This window comes from Variovorax sp. F042 (assembly GCF_057814215.1).
The window spans coordinates 815,851-830,829 of sequence record NZ_JBVASX010000001.1; the positions used below are offsets into that span (position 1 = coordinate 815,851).

At 69.0% G+C, this 14,979-nt stretch carries 13 protein-coding genes; all 13 read right to left on the reverse strand.

Annotated features, from left to right (window positions below):
- Window positions 1-22: 22 nt before the first annotated feature.
- The 13 genes from ACZYSP_RS03955 to ACZYSP_RS04015 all read right to left on the reverse strand — a co-directional run bounded on the left by ACZYSP_RS03955 (window position 23) and on the right by ACZYSP_RS04015 (window position 14,904).
- On the reverse strand, window positions 23-1,027 hold the full coding sequence (locus ACZYSP_RS03955; RefSeq protein WP_093073823.1) for an aminotransferase class I/II-fold pyridoxal phosphate-dependent enzyme: 1,005 nt from the start codon (window positions 1,025-1,027) through the stop codon (window positions 23-25).
- Window positions 1,024-1,995 (reverse strand): adenosylcobinamide-phosphate synthase CbiB, encoded by a 972-nt coding sequence (gene cbiB / locus ACZYSP_RS03960; protein WP_093073821.1) that lies wholly within the window; start codon window positions 1,993-1,995, stop codon window positions 1,024-1,026. The genes ACZYSP_RS03955 and cbiB overlap by 4 nt, the downstream gene beginning before the upstream one ends.
- A 21-nt stretch (window positions 1,996-2,016) precedes the next feature.
- Window positions 2,017-6,018, reverse strand: a complete 4,002-nt coding sequence (cobN, locus tag ACZYSP_RS03965; RefSeq protein WP_093073819.1) for a cobaltochelatase subunit CobN — start codon at window positions 6,016-6,018, stop codon at window positions 2,017-2,019.
- The gene (locus tag ACZYSP_RS03970) at window positions 6,015-6,368 is read right to left on the reverse strand and encodes a DUF2149 domain-containing protein (protein ID WP_093073817.1); all 354 of its coding nucleotides are present in this window, start codon (window positions 6,366-6,368) and stop codon (window positions 6,015-6,017) included. The genes cobN and ACZYSP_RS03970 overlap by 4 nt, the downstream gene beginning before the upstream one ends.
- Window positions 6,365-6,838, reverse strand: coding sequence for a MotA/TolQ/ExbB proton channel family protein (locus ACZYSP_RS03975; protein WP_093073815.1), 474 nt, complete (start codon window positions 6,836-6,838; stop codon window positions 6,365-6,367). Before ACZYSP_RS03975 ends, ACZYSP_RS03970 begins: the two co-directional genes overlap by 4 nt.
- Window positions 6,838-7,521, reverse strand: coding sequence for a 5,6-dimethylbenzimidazole synthase (bluB, locus tag ACZYSP_RS03980; protein ID WP_093073813.1), 684 nt, complete (start codon window positions 7,519-7,521; stop codon window positions 6,838-6,840). The genes ACZYSP_RS03975 and bluB overlap by 1 nt, the downstream gene beginning before the upstream one ends.
- Before the next feature lie 5 nt (window positions 7,522-7,526).
- Window positions 7,527-8,096, reverse strand: a complete 570-nt coding sequence (cobO, locus tag ACZYSP_RS03985; RefSeq protein WP_093056498.1) for a cob(I)yrinic acid a,c-diamide adenosyltransferase — start codon at window positions 8,094-8,096, stop codon at window positions 7,527-7,529.
- A 226-nt stretch (window positions 8,097-8,322) separates the two neighbouring features.
- Window positions 8,323-9,111, reverse strand: a complete 789-nt coding sequence (locus tag ACZYSP_RS03990) for an ABC transporter ATP-binding protein (protein ID WP_093073811.1) — start codon at window positions 9,109-9,111, stop codon at window positions 8,323-8,325.
- Window positions 9,108-10,133, reverse strand: coding sequence for a FecCD family ABC transporter permease (locus ACZYSP_RS03995; RefSeq protein WP_093056496.1), 1,026 nt, complete (start codon window positions 10,131-10,133; stop codon window positions 9,108-9,110). The genes ACZYSP_RS03990 and ACZYSP_RS03995 overlap by 4 nt, the downstream gene beginning before the upstream one ends.
- Window positions 10,130-11,008, reverse strand: coding sequence for an ABC transporter substrate-binding protein (locus tag ACZYSP_RS04000; protein WP_093073807.1), 879 nt, complete (start codon window positions 11,006-11,008; stop codon window positions 10,130-10,132). The genes ACZYSP_RS03995 and ACZYSP_RS04000 overlap by 4 nt, the downstream gene beginning before the upstream one ends.
- Window positions 11,005-11,604, reverse strand: coding sequence for a bifunctional adenosylcobinamide kinase/adenosylcobinamide-phosphate guanylyltransferase (locus tag ACZYSP_RS04005; protein WP_093073805.1), 600 nt, complete (start codon window positions 11,602-11,604; stop codon window positions 11,005-11,007). The genes ACZYSP_RS04000 and ACZYSP_RS04005 overlap by 4 nt, the downstream gene beginning before the upstream one ends.
- Window positions 11,588-13,003 carry a cobyrinic acid a,c-diamide synthase CobB gene (locus ACZYSP_RS04010; RefSeq protein ID WP_093073803.1) on the reverse strand — a complete coding sequence of 472 codons (1,416 nt, stop codon included), beginning with the start codon at window positions 13,001-13,003 and terminating at the stop codon, window positions 11,588-11,590. Before ACZYSP_RS04010 ends, ACZYSP_RS04005 begins: the two co-directional genes overlap by 17 nt.
- Window positions 12,988-14,904 (reverse strand): TonB-dependent receptor domain-containing protein, encoded by a 1,917-nt coding sequence (locus ACZYSP_RS04015; RefSeq protein ID WP_093073801.1) that lies wholly within the window; start codon window positions 14,902-14,904, stop codon window positions 12,988-12,990. Before ACZYSP_RS04015 ends, ACZYSP_RS04010 begins: the two co-directional genes overlap by 16 nt.
- Window positions 14,905-14,979 lie beyond the last annotated feature (75 nt).

Below are 14,979 nucleotides of genomic sequence, written 5' to 3' on the forward strand. Positions count from 1 at the left end.
TTGTGGGTGCGGGTGTATGTGTTCAGGACGCGTTTGTCCAGGCCTCTTTCAACGCCTGCTGGCTGGCGGGCGGCAGCACGCCGAGGCGCACGTGGCCCGGCAGGCCGAAGGAGGCGCAGTCGCGCAGCTTGATGCCTTCGGCGCGCAGGTGCTTCAGCAGACCGGCGAAGTCGTCCACCATGGGCTGGGCGACATGAAAGTTCGCGTCGCTGGGCCCGACGTGCCAACCGATCTCACTGCACATGGCCATCTGCGACGCCTTCCAGTCGCGCAAGGTCCCGAGGCTTTCACGAAGCCAGGCCTGCACGTCAGGCTGCGTCCAGGCCGAAAGCATTGCCACGCCGTGCGAGCCCACCGGCCACGAGGCGCTCAGGCGCAGCAAGGCGCGCACCGCATCCTGCGCGTTTGACGGAGCGATCACATAGGCCGCACGTACGCCTGTCATCCCCAGCGCCTTGTTAGGAGACCACATCTGCCAGAGGCGATCCAGGCGGCTCTGGCTCAGCGCAAGGCGGCCCTCCAGGCGCAAGGGCTCGTAGGCGCGGTCGAGCACGCAGGGCACGCCCTCGGGCAGGGCATCCACTGTCTCGAGAATGCCCTGCTGCGCCTGACCCAGCGGCGTGGAGGGATCGCAGCACCAGGCGAGCCGCAGTTGGCGCGCCGGATGCGGTGCGCGCACCACCTGCAACCCATGGGCTCGCGCGGCCGCCGCATAGTCGCCGTAAGACATGGGCGGCAGCGCGACCTCGCCATGGCCGCCGCGATCTTCCAGGGCCGCCCAGGTGGTGATGCGCCGGATGAACTCGCTGGCCCCGGCTGCAAGCACGATGCGCCAGGCTTCCACGCCGTGCATGACCGCAAGTTGCTCACGCAACGCCGTGTAGGCCGGATCGGGATACCGCGAGACGTCGGCAGCGCTGACCCGCTCCAGAGCCTCGGGGCATGGGCCACAGGCATTGGCATTGGTCGAGAAGTCGTGCGGCGCGGCGCCAGCCGCATCAGGACCGCCATGCACCACCGTGCTCATACCCACCTCCAGCCGGCTGTCGCCACGATGACCAGCGACGCGAACACACCCGCCGCCAACGCGGCCCGGCCACCCAGTTGCGCGGTGCGTTGCATGTCCAACGCGGAAGGCGCACGCCCCTCGGCATTCAGCGCATACACGCCCGGCTTCGCCAGCCGCACACCAAGGAGTAGCGCCATCGCCGCCATCGGCCAGCCGCTGTTGGGCGACGGCGTACGGCGCGCCTCTTCTGACAGCCCCGTGGGCCAGCGGCACGCCGCCAGCGCCAGCAGCCCCACGGTGATGCGCGCCGGCACCCACGAGAGCACGTCGTCCGCGCGCGCGGCCCATTTGCCGAGCCAGGTCCAATCACGGCCGTTGCGCTCGCCGCGGTAGCCCCACATCGCGTCGGCGGTGTTCGCGAAACGATAAAGCGCAGCACCCGGCAGGCCGAACAGCACGAACCAGAACACCGGGGCCACGAGCGAGTCGTTGAGGTTTTCCGCGAGCGATTCGATCGCGCTTTCGCGCACTTCGCGCTCGCTGAGCCGGGAGACGTCGCGACTCACCAAGCGCGCCAACTGCTTTCGGCCGGCATCGAGCGAAACGGCCAGCGCGGCCTCGACCGCAAGTACTTCATCGCGCAGCATGCGCCAGGCAAAGAGTGGCTTCAGCAGCAGGCCCAGCAGGAGTGCAACGGCCCATGCAGGCAGCGACAGCACCATGAGCGTCTGCAAGACCATGGCGACGCCCCAGACGCACGCGCCCCCCACGCACCACACCAACGCGCCAATGAAGAACATCGGCAGATCCACCGGCTTCGCGGGGTACGCAGGCGGCGCGATGCGCGAACCGAGCCCGAGGTAGCGTCCCATCCACACGACGGGATGCAACGCCGCAGGCGGCTCACCCAGCCAGCGGTCGATGGCCAGTGCGATCCACAGCGCGGCGGCTACAGCGATGGCGTATTCGAGATTCTGGAGGAGCATGGGAGCCGCCATTCTCGCGAATCAGGCAGTCGCCCTGCCCCGGCGCCACTGCATCAGTGCACCGAGTGCGACAAGCAGCGCGGTCCCCAACGCCACCCAGAGCCGAAGGACGATGGTCTCGGCCTTGGGCGATGGGGCGTCAGCGGGCGTGGGTTCGAGCTTGAGGCCGCTGACGGGCTGGGGGCTGTCCGGCGCTGGCTCGGCTGCCGGGGTAGGAGCTGGCACGGGCGCTGCCGCGACCACGGGCTCGACCGACGGGCGTGGCTGGTGTGAAGGCGCAGGCTGCGACAACTCCGCCTGCGCGAACCGCTGCACGCCCGCATTCCGCTCGCGCAGCCCGGCCGCGCGCACCGCCTCCGCATAGGCCCGTGCCAGCTCGCGTCGCGTGGCGCCATCCGGCTTCCAGTAGTTCAGTCGCACCGCGTCGAGCATGCGCTCCAGCGTCTGCGCGAAGGCCGCCCGGTTGTCACCTTCCAGCCACTCGCGCGTGCCCAGCTTGTATTTGTCGCGCACATACACGTCGTGCAGCGACTGCCACTGGTCCTGCCGCACTGCCTGCGGCGCCGTGACTTGCCAGCCCCAGAGAAACTGCGCAGTCTTGAGCACCTGCAGCGTGCCGCTGTAGCCCTCGGCCTTCTGCGCTTCGATCCATTGCGGGTGCAGGTAGCGCGTCTGCATCTCGCGTGCGATGGCGCCTGCGGCCGTGTCGGTGCGCACCGCACTGCCGTCGCGCAGGTTCTGCACGTACAGCGCCGGGTCCTTGCCAGTGAGCTGGCGCACGGCCTGCGCGATGCCGCCGAGGTACTGGAACGGATCGTCGTTGGTCAGCACGCCATACAGGTTGGAGCTGCGCGCCATCAGCGCCGCATCGACCTGCATGAGATTGCCCGCATAGGCGCCCGGCCGTGCGGCGCCGTCGAGGCCTTTGCCGTAGGCGTGGCCCATGCGATCCATGTAGAGCTGCGCCATCTGCGCATCGCCGCCGCCGCGCTGCTGCTTCTTCCATACGTCGCTCGCAAGCGCGGCCTCCTCGAGCCCGGCGCCATAGCTGCCTTGCTCGTTCGAGAAAACGCGCGCTGTGGACCAGCGCTGCGCCTCCTGCACCGACGCGCCCTCCGAACGCAGCCTGCGCGCCATCGCCTCGCTGTGCTGCGCGACGGCGTTGCCGGGCTCTCGCAAGGCAGCCACCTGCTGCACTGCCTCGTCGAGCCAACGCATCACGTTGGGAAACTGGTCGCGGTAGGAGCCGGTGACGCTGATCAGCACGTCCATGCGCGACCGCTTCAGCACCGACGCGGGAATCACCTCGATGCCCGTCATGCGCCCGCCCTCGTCCCAGCGCGGCTTCACGCCCATGGCGTAGAAGGCCTGGCTTTCCAGCACGCCCTGGTGGCGCGAGGCCTCGCCAGCCCACAGCGTGAAGGCGATCTTTTCCGGCGCCTTGCCGGCATGGGTCTTCGCGTGTCCGGCGATCCAGGCGTCCATCGCGGCAACGCCTGCGTCCCAGGCCGCGCGCGTAGGCACACGGCTCGGGTCGAAGCCGTAGAGATTGCGACCGGTCGGCAGGCTGTCGGGGTTGCGCACCGGATCGCCACCGTAGCTCGACTTCAGGTAGCGGCCGTCGAGCGCCGTGAGCAGTCCTTCGATTTCTTCGTTGTGGGCAAGCACGGCATCGAGCTTCTGCGCGCGTTCGGCCAGCGACAGCAGACTCCGCTGTTCGGCCGAGGTCTTGCCCATGGCACTCGCTGCCTGCGCATCGGTAAGCGCGAGTTCGACCCAGCGCGCGGGCCGCGAGCCGGCAACGCTCTTCGCATCGATCAGAAAAACCTCGTCGATGTCTTCACCCAGCGCCTCGACCAAAGGCTTGCCGAGGATCTGCAGGATCGTCATGCGCCGGCGCTGCGCATCGGGCGCCTGCCCGAAGGTCGCCAGGCCCAGCGGCTGCGCGGTCTGCGCGAGTTCGTCGAGGTACGGATGCAGCACCGCGATGAAGCCGGCAAAGTCCGCGCGAATCCGCGTGGGTGTCCAGTTCAGGTCGCGGTCGTAGTGCTGCTCCACGAACTCGGCCGTCAGCTGCTTTTCCATCGCCGTCTTCACCGGGCCGGGCGACAGCGTCTCCCAGTCGTGCATGCGCTCGTGCATGGCCTGCACGCCGGGCCGAAAACCGGCGGGCGCGAACATCGGCGTCGAATGGCTCACCATGGTCGCGCGACCGCGGCGCTTTGCTGTCGTGGCCTCGCCTAGGTTGTCCATGATGTACGGGTAGACATTCGGCAGATCGCCCAGCGCTAGCAGCGGATCGTCCTGCACCGACAGGCCGCGCTCCTTGCCCGCAGACCATTCGACTGTGCCGTGCGTGCCCACGTGCACCACCGCGCTCGCACCGAACTGCGTGCGCAGCCAGAGGTAGGTGGCGAGGTAGCTGTGGCTCAGCGGAATGCCCGAGCGGTGGTACACCTGCTCAGCCTTGCTCGCCACCTGCGTGCCAGGCTCGAAGCGCGGCGGCTGGCGCAGCACGACGACGTTGCCGAACTGCACGCGCGGGATCACGAAGGCCTGCTCGCCCGCGACGGGGCGCAGCATGGTCGACTTCTCAGGCGGGCCCCAGTAGCTCTCGATGCGGCGCTGCGTTTCCACCGGCAGCGACCGGAACCATGCGAGGTAGCGCGACAGCGGTATCACGTCGGCCAGGTTCTTGTCGAGCAGCGGCTGCAGCTCGTCGCCCTGCCCCGTTGGGTAGTAGGCCCTCATCGTCGCCTGCACTTGCGCGATGAGCGCGTCGGCGCCCGGCAGTTCGGTGCGGTAGCCGGCGGACTTCATTGCTGCAAGCATGTTGCTCACGCTGCGCGGCACATTGAGGAAGGACGCGCCGAAGTTGGCTTCGCCCGGTGGGTAGTTGTAGACCAGCATCGCCACGCGACGATCGGCGGCCGGCGTGCGTTGCAGGCGAAGCAATGCGGCTGCCTTGTCGGCCACTGAGTCGATCTGCGCGGGCAGCGGCTGCAGCGTGCCAGCCGCTGCGTCGCGGGCGCTCACGAGCATCGGGTCGGTCATGCCGGCCAGCTCGCTCGGGCTGTAGTAGGCAGCAATGTCGGTTTGCGACAGACCGTCTTTACTCTGTGCCCATTGCGTCGCGTCCATGGCCAGCGAGGGCAATGTCTGCAGCACCGGCACGCCGATGCGCTCAAGCTCGGCCTTGCGCTCGTTCGGGCTGAAGACCAGCGAGGCATTGACGATCGCATCGGCCACGCGCCGCTCGCCGGCGTGCGTCATGCGAAAGAACAGGTCTTTCTGCTGGCGCGGGCCGTAGAAGGCATAGGCGCGCAGGCCGCGCCATTCGAGCGAGGCGATCAGCGCATCGAGCCAGCCGGTGTCGTCGCCCGTCACGGTGGCGCTGTTGATGGCAATGGCAACCGTGCCGCTGCTGCCGGGCAGCCGTTCGACGACGGCGATGTCGGTTTCGATGCGCGGCCAGCCCGGGTGATAGAGGCCGGCCAGCGGCAGCGGCACGGGGTCGGGCAGGCCATCGAGCTTGCCGGGCTGCTCCAGGGCCTTCATCGCCGCGCCGAGATTGGCCGCGCCCGAGAAGCGCCAGTACTCGCGCAGGCGCTGCGCCCATACGGCATCGACACCGCGCTCGGTCACCAGCGGCGCGGCAGTGGAGGCTTGCCCCTTGGCCACCAGCGCGAATTCGCCGATCAGCACATACGGCGCAGTGCTTCGCGAGATCGTGTCGCCGAAGCGCGCTGCAGCAGCCTGCGCGACGCTGATGTGCGGTGCATCGATGACGAGCAGACGCGCCCCTTCGAGCGCAGCAGTCAGCGTCTCGGGCGAGTCCTGCGACGCCGAAACCACCTGCAACGGCAACCCGGCTTCACGCGCCGCAGCCTCCAATCGAACCACCCGCGCCGGCGAAACCAGCGAGGTGCTCAGCACAACGACACGCCCCCCCGCAGGCTGGGCCTGTGCCGGCGCAAGAAACCCCAGCACCGCCACCAGCAGCCAGAAGAAAAACCGCGTCACTTCCCGCCCTGCGCCGGAACCGCATCCGCCGGCACATAGACCATCGTGCCGTCCTTCAACCGCCAGGCAGTGCCGGCCTTCTCGCCATCACCCTGCCCCGTCGCGCCGCTGGCCTTGAAGCGCGTGATCTTGCGGCCCTCACGCGTGACGATCTCCATGTTCGGCTGGCCCTCGTTGCGGATGATCGTCACCTTGTCCTGCGCGAAGGGGTTCATCGGGTTGTTGATGACCGCGATCATCAGCATGCCGATCACGACCATGAACACGTCGATCAGGTTGATGGTCGAGAGCACCGGATCGTCGTCATCGCTGTCCAGGCTGCTCAGAATGGAAAACTGGCGTCGGCTCATGAAAGCCGGTCCCGAGCATCGAGCACCGACACCAGCTCGCGCATCAGCCAGCGGCGCCGCACGGTATAGACCACGAAGGTGATCGAGGCCGAGGCCAGCGCCACGATCACGCTCGCGAATGCGGGCGCCAGGCTCTGCGCCACGCCCTGCGATTCGCCCGAGGCCACGGCGACGAGCGCGGGGCCCATCGGGATCATGGTGGCGATCAGCCCCAGCATCGGCGCCACGCGACTGCACAGGCGCACGCCTTCGAGCTGCTTGAGCACAACCAGCTCCATCTGCTCCTGGCTGGCCTGCGCATGGCCCTGCAGCACCAGCGCGCGCGATGGGTCGCGGCGACGCTGCAAGTATTCGATGCCGAACGCGCCAAGGCAGTACACGGCATAGACGAAGGACAGCAGCACGCCCAGCGTCACCGGCCAGAGGAACAGGCGCGCAAGCTCGAAGAGAACGGTGTCGAAAGCCAGCATCAGGTGGGCTCCACGGGAGACGGATGGTCGAAAAGGTCCGAAGGCCGACCCCAGCCCTCGTCGAACACCAGCGACGCGAGCGGCTCGCGCTTCGCCCAGCGTTCGCGCTGCAGCATCGGCTCTTCGTAAAAGCTGTGCACGGGCCCCAGGCACAGCAAGGCAATGGGCTCCGCGCCTTCAGGCAGGCCGAGCAGCACCGACACCTCGGCCGGATCGAACAGCGACACCCACCCCATGCCCAGCCCTTCGGCACGCGCCGCGAGCCAGAGGTTCTGGATGGCACAGGAGGCCGAGGCCAGGTCCATCTGCGGCAACGTGCGGCGGCCGAACACGTGCTTCTCGCGGCCCTCGGCCAGCGTCACCACCAGCAGCTCCGCCGCATCGAGAAGGCCCTGCACCTTCAGGCGCATGAACTCGTCCTCGCGCTCGCCGAGTGCGCGGGCGGTCAGCACGCGCTCGTGCTCGACGACACGGTGCAGTTGCTGGCGCAGCGCCTCACCGCGAATGCGGATGAAGCGCCACGGCTGCATGAAACCGACGCTGGGCGCGTGGTGCGCCGCATCGAGCAGCCGGCGCAGCACCTCCGGCGCGACCTGCCCGCCCGCGAAGTGGCGCATATCGCGCCGCTCGTGGATGGCGCGGTAGACCGCCCTCACCTCGTCGACCGCGAACGCATGTGCCATCACGCTCAATCTTCGATGCCGCGTTGCGCAGGAATGCCGGCCTTGAAGGCGTGCTTGACGAGCGTCATCTCGGTCACGGTGTCGGCCAGTTCGATGATCTCGGGCGGGCAGCGCCGGCCGGTGAGCACCACGTGTACATGCTTCGGCCGCGCGCGCAGCGTTTCGAGCACGCCTTCCAGAGGCAGCCAACCGTAGATCAGCGGATAAGTGATCTCGTCGAGCACCACCAGGAAGAACTCGCCCGACAGGATCGCGGCCTTGGCCTTCTCCCAGCCGTCGCGCGCCAGTTGCCCGGAGCGTTCGAGGTCCTGGCTCTTCCAGCTGAAGCCGTCGCCGAGCCCTTCGATCGGGATGCCGATCTGCTCGAACATCCGGTGTTCGCCGAAGCGCGCAGTCGGCACTTTCATGAACTGGTAGATCTTCACGGCCTTGCCGCGGCCGTGAGCGCGCAGCGCGAGGCCGAAGGCGGCGGTGCTCTTGCCCTTGCCGTCGCCTGTGTTGACGATGACGAGGCCTCGGCGTTCGCCTTCTGGTTTCTCGTATGGCTTTTCGCTTGGGGGGGTCTCTATTTGCATGGGAGTTCCAATTCAGTTTTCGGGGGCTGTTCTGTTGTTCGGGGTGCGTGCGAATGACACCGGGTACTCCCCTCCGCGAATGTCCCCCGGCCTGCGGCCTCTTCCTTTATTTCGCTGCGGGGAGCACCCGATGCCATTCGCACATGGACGCTGCTGTTGTGCCGGCCGATCAACGACGGCGCTGCACGATCGCGCCCCGAACAACGCACCGAAAACACAGCGCATCTCATAACGGCAACGCAATCCATTGCTCAGCCACCCGATGCACCCGAATGCGATGGTCGAACACCTGCTCCAGCGCCGCGTGCGTGGCAGGGTCGCTGCAGCCGCCGTGGTGCACCACCCGGCCACGATCCATCACGACAAGTTCGTCGGCCGCCAGCGCCATCGGCAGCTCGTGCAGCACACTGACCACGGTCTTGCCCTCGGCAACCAGCGCACGAGCAGTCTGCATCCAGTCGGCTTGGTGCGGCGGATCGAGGTTGGCGAGCGGCTCGTCCATCAGCAGCAGTTCGGCCTCGACAGCGAGCGCGCGCGCCAGCAGCACCCGCTGACGTTCGCCGCCAGAGAGCTGACCCAGCGGGCGGTCGCGCCAGTCCCAAGCCTGCGTACTGCGCAGCGCACGCTCCACCGCCTCGCGGTCAGCCTCGCTGGGGGCGGCCAGCCAGCGCTGGTGCGGCAGGCGGCCAAGCATGGCGACGTCATAGACCATCAGGTCGTCGGCGCTGCCCTCGCCCGTGCCGCTCTGGCCGAGCCACGAGAGGCGCTGGGCGCGGATGCGCGCCGGTACCTTGTTCTGCGCGTCGCCGAAGAGCCGCACCTCGCCCCGGTGCGCCAGCAGTCCCGCGAGTGCCTTGAGCAGCGTCGACTTGCCCGCGCCGTTCGGACCGACGATGCTGGTCCAGCGGGCGGACGACAACGCCAGATCGATGTCGTGCAGCACCTCGGTTGCGCCGAGCGTGGCGCTCACGCGGCGCGCTTCGAGAGCCGGGGTGTTGTTGTGTCGGCTGCTCATGCCACGCCACTCCGCGCGCCGCGCCGGTGCATCAACCACAGCAGGTAGCTGCCGCCCAGCACGGCCGTGAGCACGCCAACCGGCAGTTCCTGCGGCGCGATCAGCCAGCGCGCCAGCAGGTCGGCCGCCATCAGCAGCAGCCCGCCCATCAGCGCCGACAGCAGGATCAGCCGCGCGTGCGTGGTCTTGATGGCCGAGCGCACGAGATGCGGCGCCGCGAGGCCGACGAAGGCGATCAACCCGGTCTGCGCCACGGCTGCGCCGGTGGCCAGTGCCAGCACCACGACCAGCGCCGCGCGCATCGCGCCCAGCGGCAGGCCGAGGCTGCGCGCGGTGGCCTCGCCGAGCGCGAGCCCGTCGAGCACCGGCGCCAGCGCCCAGGCCAGCAGCAGGCAGACCGCGCCGACCATCGCCATCACCGCGCAGGCACTCCAGCCGACGAGGCCGGTGCTGCCGAGAATGAAGCCCTGAATGGCTTGCAGGATGTCTGCCGAAGCGATGGTGATGAGGTCTTTCGCCGCGCCGAGCACCACGCCGACGATCACGCCGGCAAGCAGCAGCCGCAGCGTCTGCTGCACGCCCCGCGCCAGCATCAGCGTGAGCATTACCGCCAGCACCGCGCCGAGAAAGGCCGCACCCGTGAGCCCGAGCCGCATCACCCACTGCGCGCTGGCGGCGGAGCCGCCGAACATCAGCAGCGCCAGTGCCACCCCGAGCGAGGCGCCCGAGGCGCTGCCCAGCAGGTACGGATCGGCCAGTGGATTGCGGAACAGCCCCTGCGCCACCGCGCCCGCCAGCCCCAGCAGCGCGCCCGCCAGCCACGCGCCGAGCGTGCGCGGCAGGCGGATGTCCCACACGATCTGCAGTGCCACCGGGTCGTGCCGCGCCGCGAGCAGGCTTTCGAAACCGGTGCTGCCGATGCCCAGGCCCAGCACCATCAGCGCAGCGCCCGCCACCAGCAGGCCTGCGCCAAGCAGCAAGACGCGGCGCAGATGGACCGTGTGCCTTCGCGCTGCGTTCACCATTTGCCGCCTTTGTCACTCAGGCACTGCGCCATCAGGCGCGCGGCCTCGTCCATGCGCGGACCGGGGCGCACGAGCACGTCGGACTGTTCCGCGCTGAAGCGGCAGATGCGGCCCTCGCGCACTGCGCGGATGCCGGCCCAGCCGGGGCGCTGCTCCAGCCCTTGCGCGCTGCGCACGCTGACCATGATGAGGTCGGGGTTCGCGCGCACCACGTACTCGGGGTTGAGCTTGGGGAACGGGCCGAGCGAAGCCGGCACGATGTTCCTCACGCCGAGCCGTGTGAGCGTTTCGCCGATGAACGACGACTCGCCCGCCGCGTACGGCGCGCTGTTCACTTCGAAGTACACGCGCATGCCCCTGGCGCTCGCGGGCACCGACTGCGCGGCGGCCGACACGCTGGCATCGATCACGCGCCAGACCTTCGGCGCTTCGTGCGTGCCGAGCACCTGGTCGAGCTTGTCGAGCACGCGCTGCACGTCGGCATGGCTCTTGGGTTCGAGCACCAGCACCTTCAGGCCCAGCGCCTCGAGCCGCTGCGTGACGCGCGACGACTTGGCAAGCAGCACCGCGTCGGGCTTGAGCGCGACGATGGCCTCGACGTTCGGGTCGATCCCGCCACCGAGCTGCGGCAGCGCCTTCACCTGTTCGGGCGAGTTGGAATAGCGATCGACACCCACCAGCCGATTGCAGGCACCGAGCGCACAAATCGATTCGGTAAGCGACGGCAGCAGCGAGACGATGCGCTGCGGCGGCTGCGGCAGGCTCACGGACACGCCGCGCTCGTCGACCACGTCGAAGGCGTGCGCGGCCAGCGCGAACAGGGCCAGGCCGAGCGCGACCAACGGAGTGCGGATCGTCTTTTTCTTCTTCATGCAGCAGGCGCTTTCAGGCTCAACGGCAGGCCTGCGGCCATCAGGGTGACGCGGTCGCAGGCGGCGGCCACGTCCTGGTTCAGGCGGCCGAGCGCGTCGACGAAGGCGCGCGTCTCGCGGCCCAGCGGAATCACGCCCAGGCCGATCTCGTTGCCGACCAGCACCACCGGCCCGCGCGCCTCGCGCAGCGCGACCAGCAGCATGGCGATGTGCGTGGCCGGGGTGCGCGTCACGGGGCGGGCGTCTTCGGAGTGAATCGGCATCAGCAGGTTGGTGAGCCACAGCGTGAGGCAGTCGACCACCACCAGCGTCTCGGGCGTGCTCTGCGTGACGACGGCGCGCGCGAGTTCGATCGGCTCCTCGATGGTGCGCATGCCGGGCACCCGCTCGGCACGGTCGGCCTGGTGGCGCACGATGCGCTCCAGCATCTCGTCGTCGTAGGCCTGCGCGGTGGCGATCAGCACGGCGCGGTGCGTGCGGGAATCGGCCGCGAACCAGTCGATGGCACGCTGCTCGGCGCGGCGCGACTTGCCGCTCTTCTGGCCACCCAGGATGAACTCGTGCTCGATGGTCTTCGGCTTATTCGATTGCGGCATGGATCTCCAACTCGATGGGCATGGCGCCGAAAAGGCGGGCCGTGGCTTGCGGGCTGGAGGCAAACCACGCGTGGAAGTAACTGGCGCGCACCGGGCCCTGCACGTACAGCGCCTCGCCGCCGCGTGCGCCCACGGGCTGCGTCGCGCCGGGCCTGGCAGTGTGCGCGGCGGGCGCCAGTGGCGTTTCGCAGCGCGAATAGTGGAAGGTGTGTCCGCGCAGGGTGTGGCTGCCGAGGGTGAGCTGTTGCGGGCCAAGGCCGGCGAGCCGCTTCTGCATGGTCACGCGGCCCGGCAGCAGGCCCCAGAGGCGGTGGACCTGCGCGTCGTCTTGCGTGGCCAGTTCGTCGAACAGCGCCATCATGCCGCCGCACTCGGCCCAGACCGGCTTGCCCGCAGCGGCATGCGCGGCGAGCGATTCGCGCATCGGCGCGCAGGCGGCCAGCGCTTCGGCGTGCAGTTCGGGGTAGCCGCCGGGCAGCCAGACCGCGTCGCATGCCGGCAAGGCATCGCCTGCGAGCGGCGAGAAAAAGGACAGCCGCGCCCCCAGCGCCGTGAGCACGTCGAGGTTCGCGGGGTAGATGAATGAAAAGGCCGCATCGCGCGCAATGGCGATGGCGCGGCCAGCCAGCAGCGGCGGCACGGCTTCTGCCTCGCCGGAAGCGGGTGCCTCGAAACGCACCTGCGGCAGTTGACTGGTCTGCATCTGCCCGAGCGGCGTGGCGCCCAGCACATCGGCCGCCGCGTCGAGACGCGCCATCGCATCGCCGAGTTCGGTAGCGGCCACGAGGCCCAGGTGCCGCTCGGGCAGCGTGAACCCCGCGTCGCGCGGCAAGGCGCCAAGCCACTGCGAGGGTTCGCGCAGCGCGTCTTTCAACATGCCCGCGTGCCTCTCGCTGGCCACGCGGTTCGCCAGCACGCCGGCCCATGGCAACCCAGGCCGGAAGTTCTGCAGCCCGTAGGCCAGCGCGCCGAAGGTGCCCGCCATGGCGTGCGCATCGATCACCGCCAGCACCGGCAGGCCGAAGCGCTCAGCCAGGTCGGCCGCGCTGGGCGTGCCGTCGAACAGGCCCATCACGCCTTCGATAATCACAAGGTCGCACTCGGCCGCCGCGGCGCGCAGGCGCGAGCGGCAATCGGCCTCGCCGGTCATCCAGAGGTCGAGCGAATGCACCGGCGCGCCGGTGGCCAGCGCCAGCCAGTGCGGGTCGAGAAAGTCGGGCCCGCACTTGAAGGCGCGCACGCGCCGCCCCTGGCGCGCATGCAGCCGCGCGAGCGCCGCGGCGACGGTGGTCTTGCCCTGCCCCGAAGCCGGGGCAGCCACCAGCACCGCGGCGCACGAGACTGCCGCGGCACCGGCGGTGTCGCCTGGTTGGGTAGCTTGGCTTAGTGAGGCGTCCACTTGAGACCGACGTACGCGGTGCGGCCGGCATTGGCGTACAGCCGCGCGAACTGGTAGTCCTTGTTGCCCACATTGTCGACGCGGGCCACGAGGTTGAGGTCTCGCGTGATCTGCGTGCTGGCCGACAGGTTCAGCACGGTGTAGCCACCGAGCTTGATGGTGTTGGCCGCGTCGTCGTAGCGCTTGCTCGAGGACTGCACCTCGGCGCCCAGCGTCCAGCCGGCGACGCGCCAGTCGGCGCCCAGGGTGCCATGGCGCTTGGAGCGGCGTGCGAGCAGGTTGCCGGTGTCGGCGTCCTTCGGGTCCTGCACGTCGAGCGAGGCGCGCAGCGTGACGTCGCCCAGGCGCTGGCTGGCCGACAGCGTGGCGCCCTGCAGGGTGGCACGGTTCACGTTGGTGTAGCAGCCGAACGTCGAGGCACAGCCCGTGGCGGTGCCGACGAAGTTGATCAGGTTGCGCACGCGGTTGCGATACACCACGATGCCTGCGGTGGTGCCGTCCTTGGCGTAGTTCATGCCCAGCTCGACGTTCTGGCTGCTTTCGGGCCGCAGCGTGGACACGCCGTATTCGCTGAAGCGCTGGTACAGGGTGGGCACGCGGAAGGCGGTGCCGGCCGAGGCCGTGAAGCGCAGCGACGGGGTGATGGCATAGCCGTAGGCCGCGCTGCCGGTGGTCTTGCCGCCGAACTCGCTGTCCCTGTCGTGGCGCACATGCAGCTGCAGCGAATGCGGGCCCTGCACGAAGCCGTAGCCGAGCGAAATCGCATCCTGCGAGCGGTCGCGTGACAGCAGCTTCGACGAGGTGGTGGGCGCGTTTTCGAGCGCGTCTTCGCGGCGCTCGAAGGTGGCCGTCACCAGGTGCGGGCCGAAGCGGAATTCGTTCTGGAACAGGTAACCGCGCAGGTTGGTTTCGGTCCGGTAGAACGAAGGCTGCGTCTTGTAGACCGACTGCGAATCGGTCACCTGCACGCGGGTGCTGTAGATGTCGTTCCACTTGGCCGACCAGGTCAGGCCGGCGGTACGCAGCGTGTTGTTCGACACGTCGTCGCGGAACAGGATCGGCGGCTTGGTCCTGTAGGAGACGGTGGCGTCGTAGCCGGCCTTGATGTCGCTGGTGAGCAGCGTGGCCTCCAGGCGCTGGTCCGGCGTGATCTGCAAGCCCAGCTTCACGTTGCCCGAGGTGCTGTTGTAGCCGTCGCGGTCGGGGCTGGTGTAGCCGTCTTTCACCACGTTGCGCTTGCTTGCGGGCTGCACGTTGTAGCCCTTGCTTTCCTCGTGCGCCACGCCGAACGAATAGTCGAACAGGCCCGACTTGCCGCTCACGCCGCCTTCGATCTTGCGCAGGCCCTTGCTGCCGAAGCCGATGCCCGCGTAAGGCGACACGCCCTCTTCGCCGCGCTTGGTGAAGAGCTGGATCACGCCGCCCACGGCGTCGGAGCCGTACACCGCGGCGGCCGGGCCGCGCAGCACTTCGATGCGGTCGATCTGCGAGAGCGGAATGCCTTCCCAGCCGGCGCCGCCGGTCGATTGCGAGTCGATGCGCACGCCGTCGAGGTACACGGCCGTGAAGCGCGTTTCAGCGCCGCGGATGAACAGGCTGGTGGTGTTGCCCACGCCGCCGCTGCGCGAGATCTCGATGCCGGGCAGGCGCGCCAGCACGTCGGCCACGCCGGTCGCGCCGCTGCGCTCGATGGTCTTGCGGTCGATGATGGACACGTCGCCCACCAGGTCCGACAGCGCCTGCGGCGTGCGGTTGGCCGTGACCACCGTTTCGCCCAGCGTGGGGGCGTCTTGTGCATGGGCCAGGCCACCGAAGGCGGAAGCCAGCGCCAGCGGCAGGCAGGCATGGCGGAGACGGCGCGCAGGAGCGCGGCCGCGAGAAAAGCAAACGTGGGAAATCATGAATGAGCCGAACGAACGTCAATACCCCTCGCCGGCCTCCCCGCCGGCGCCTGGGCGCCATGGCCGCCCCATGCA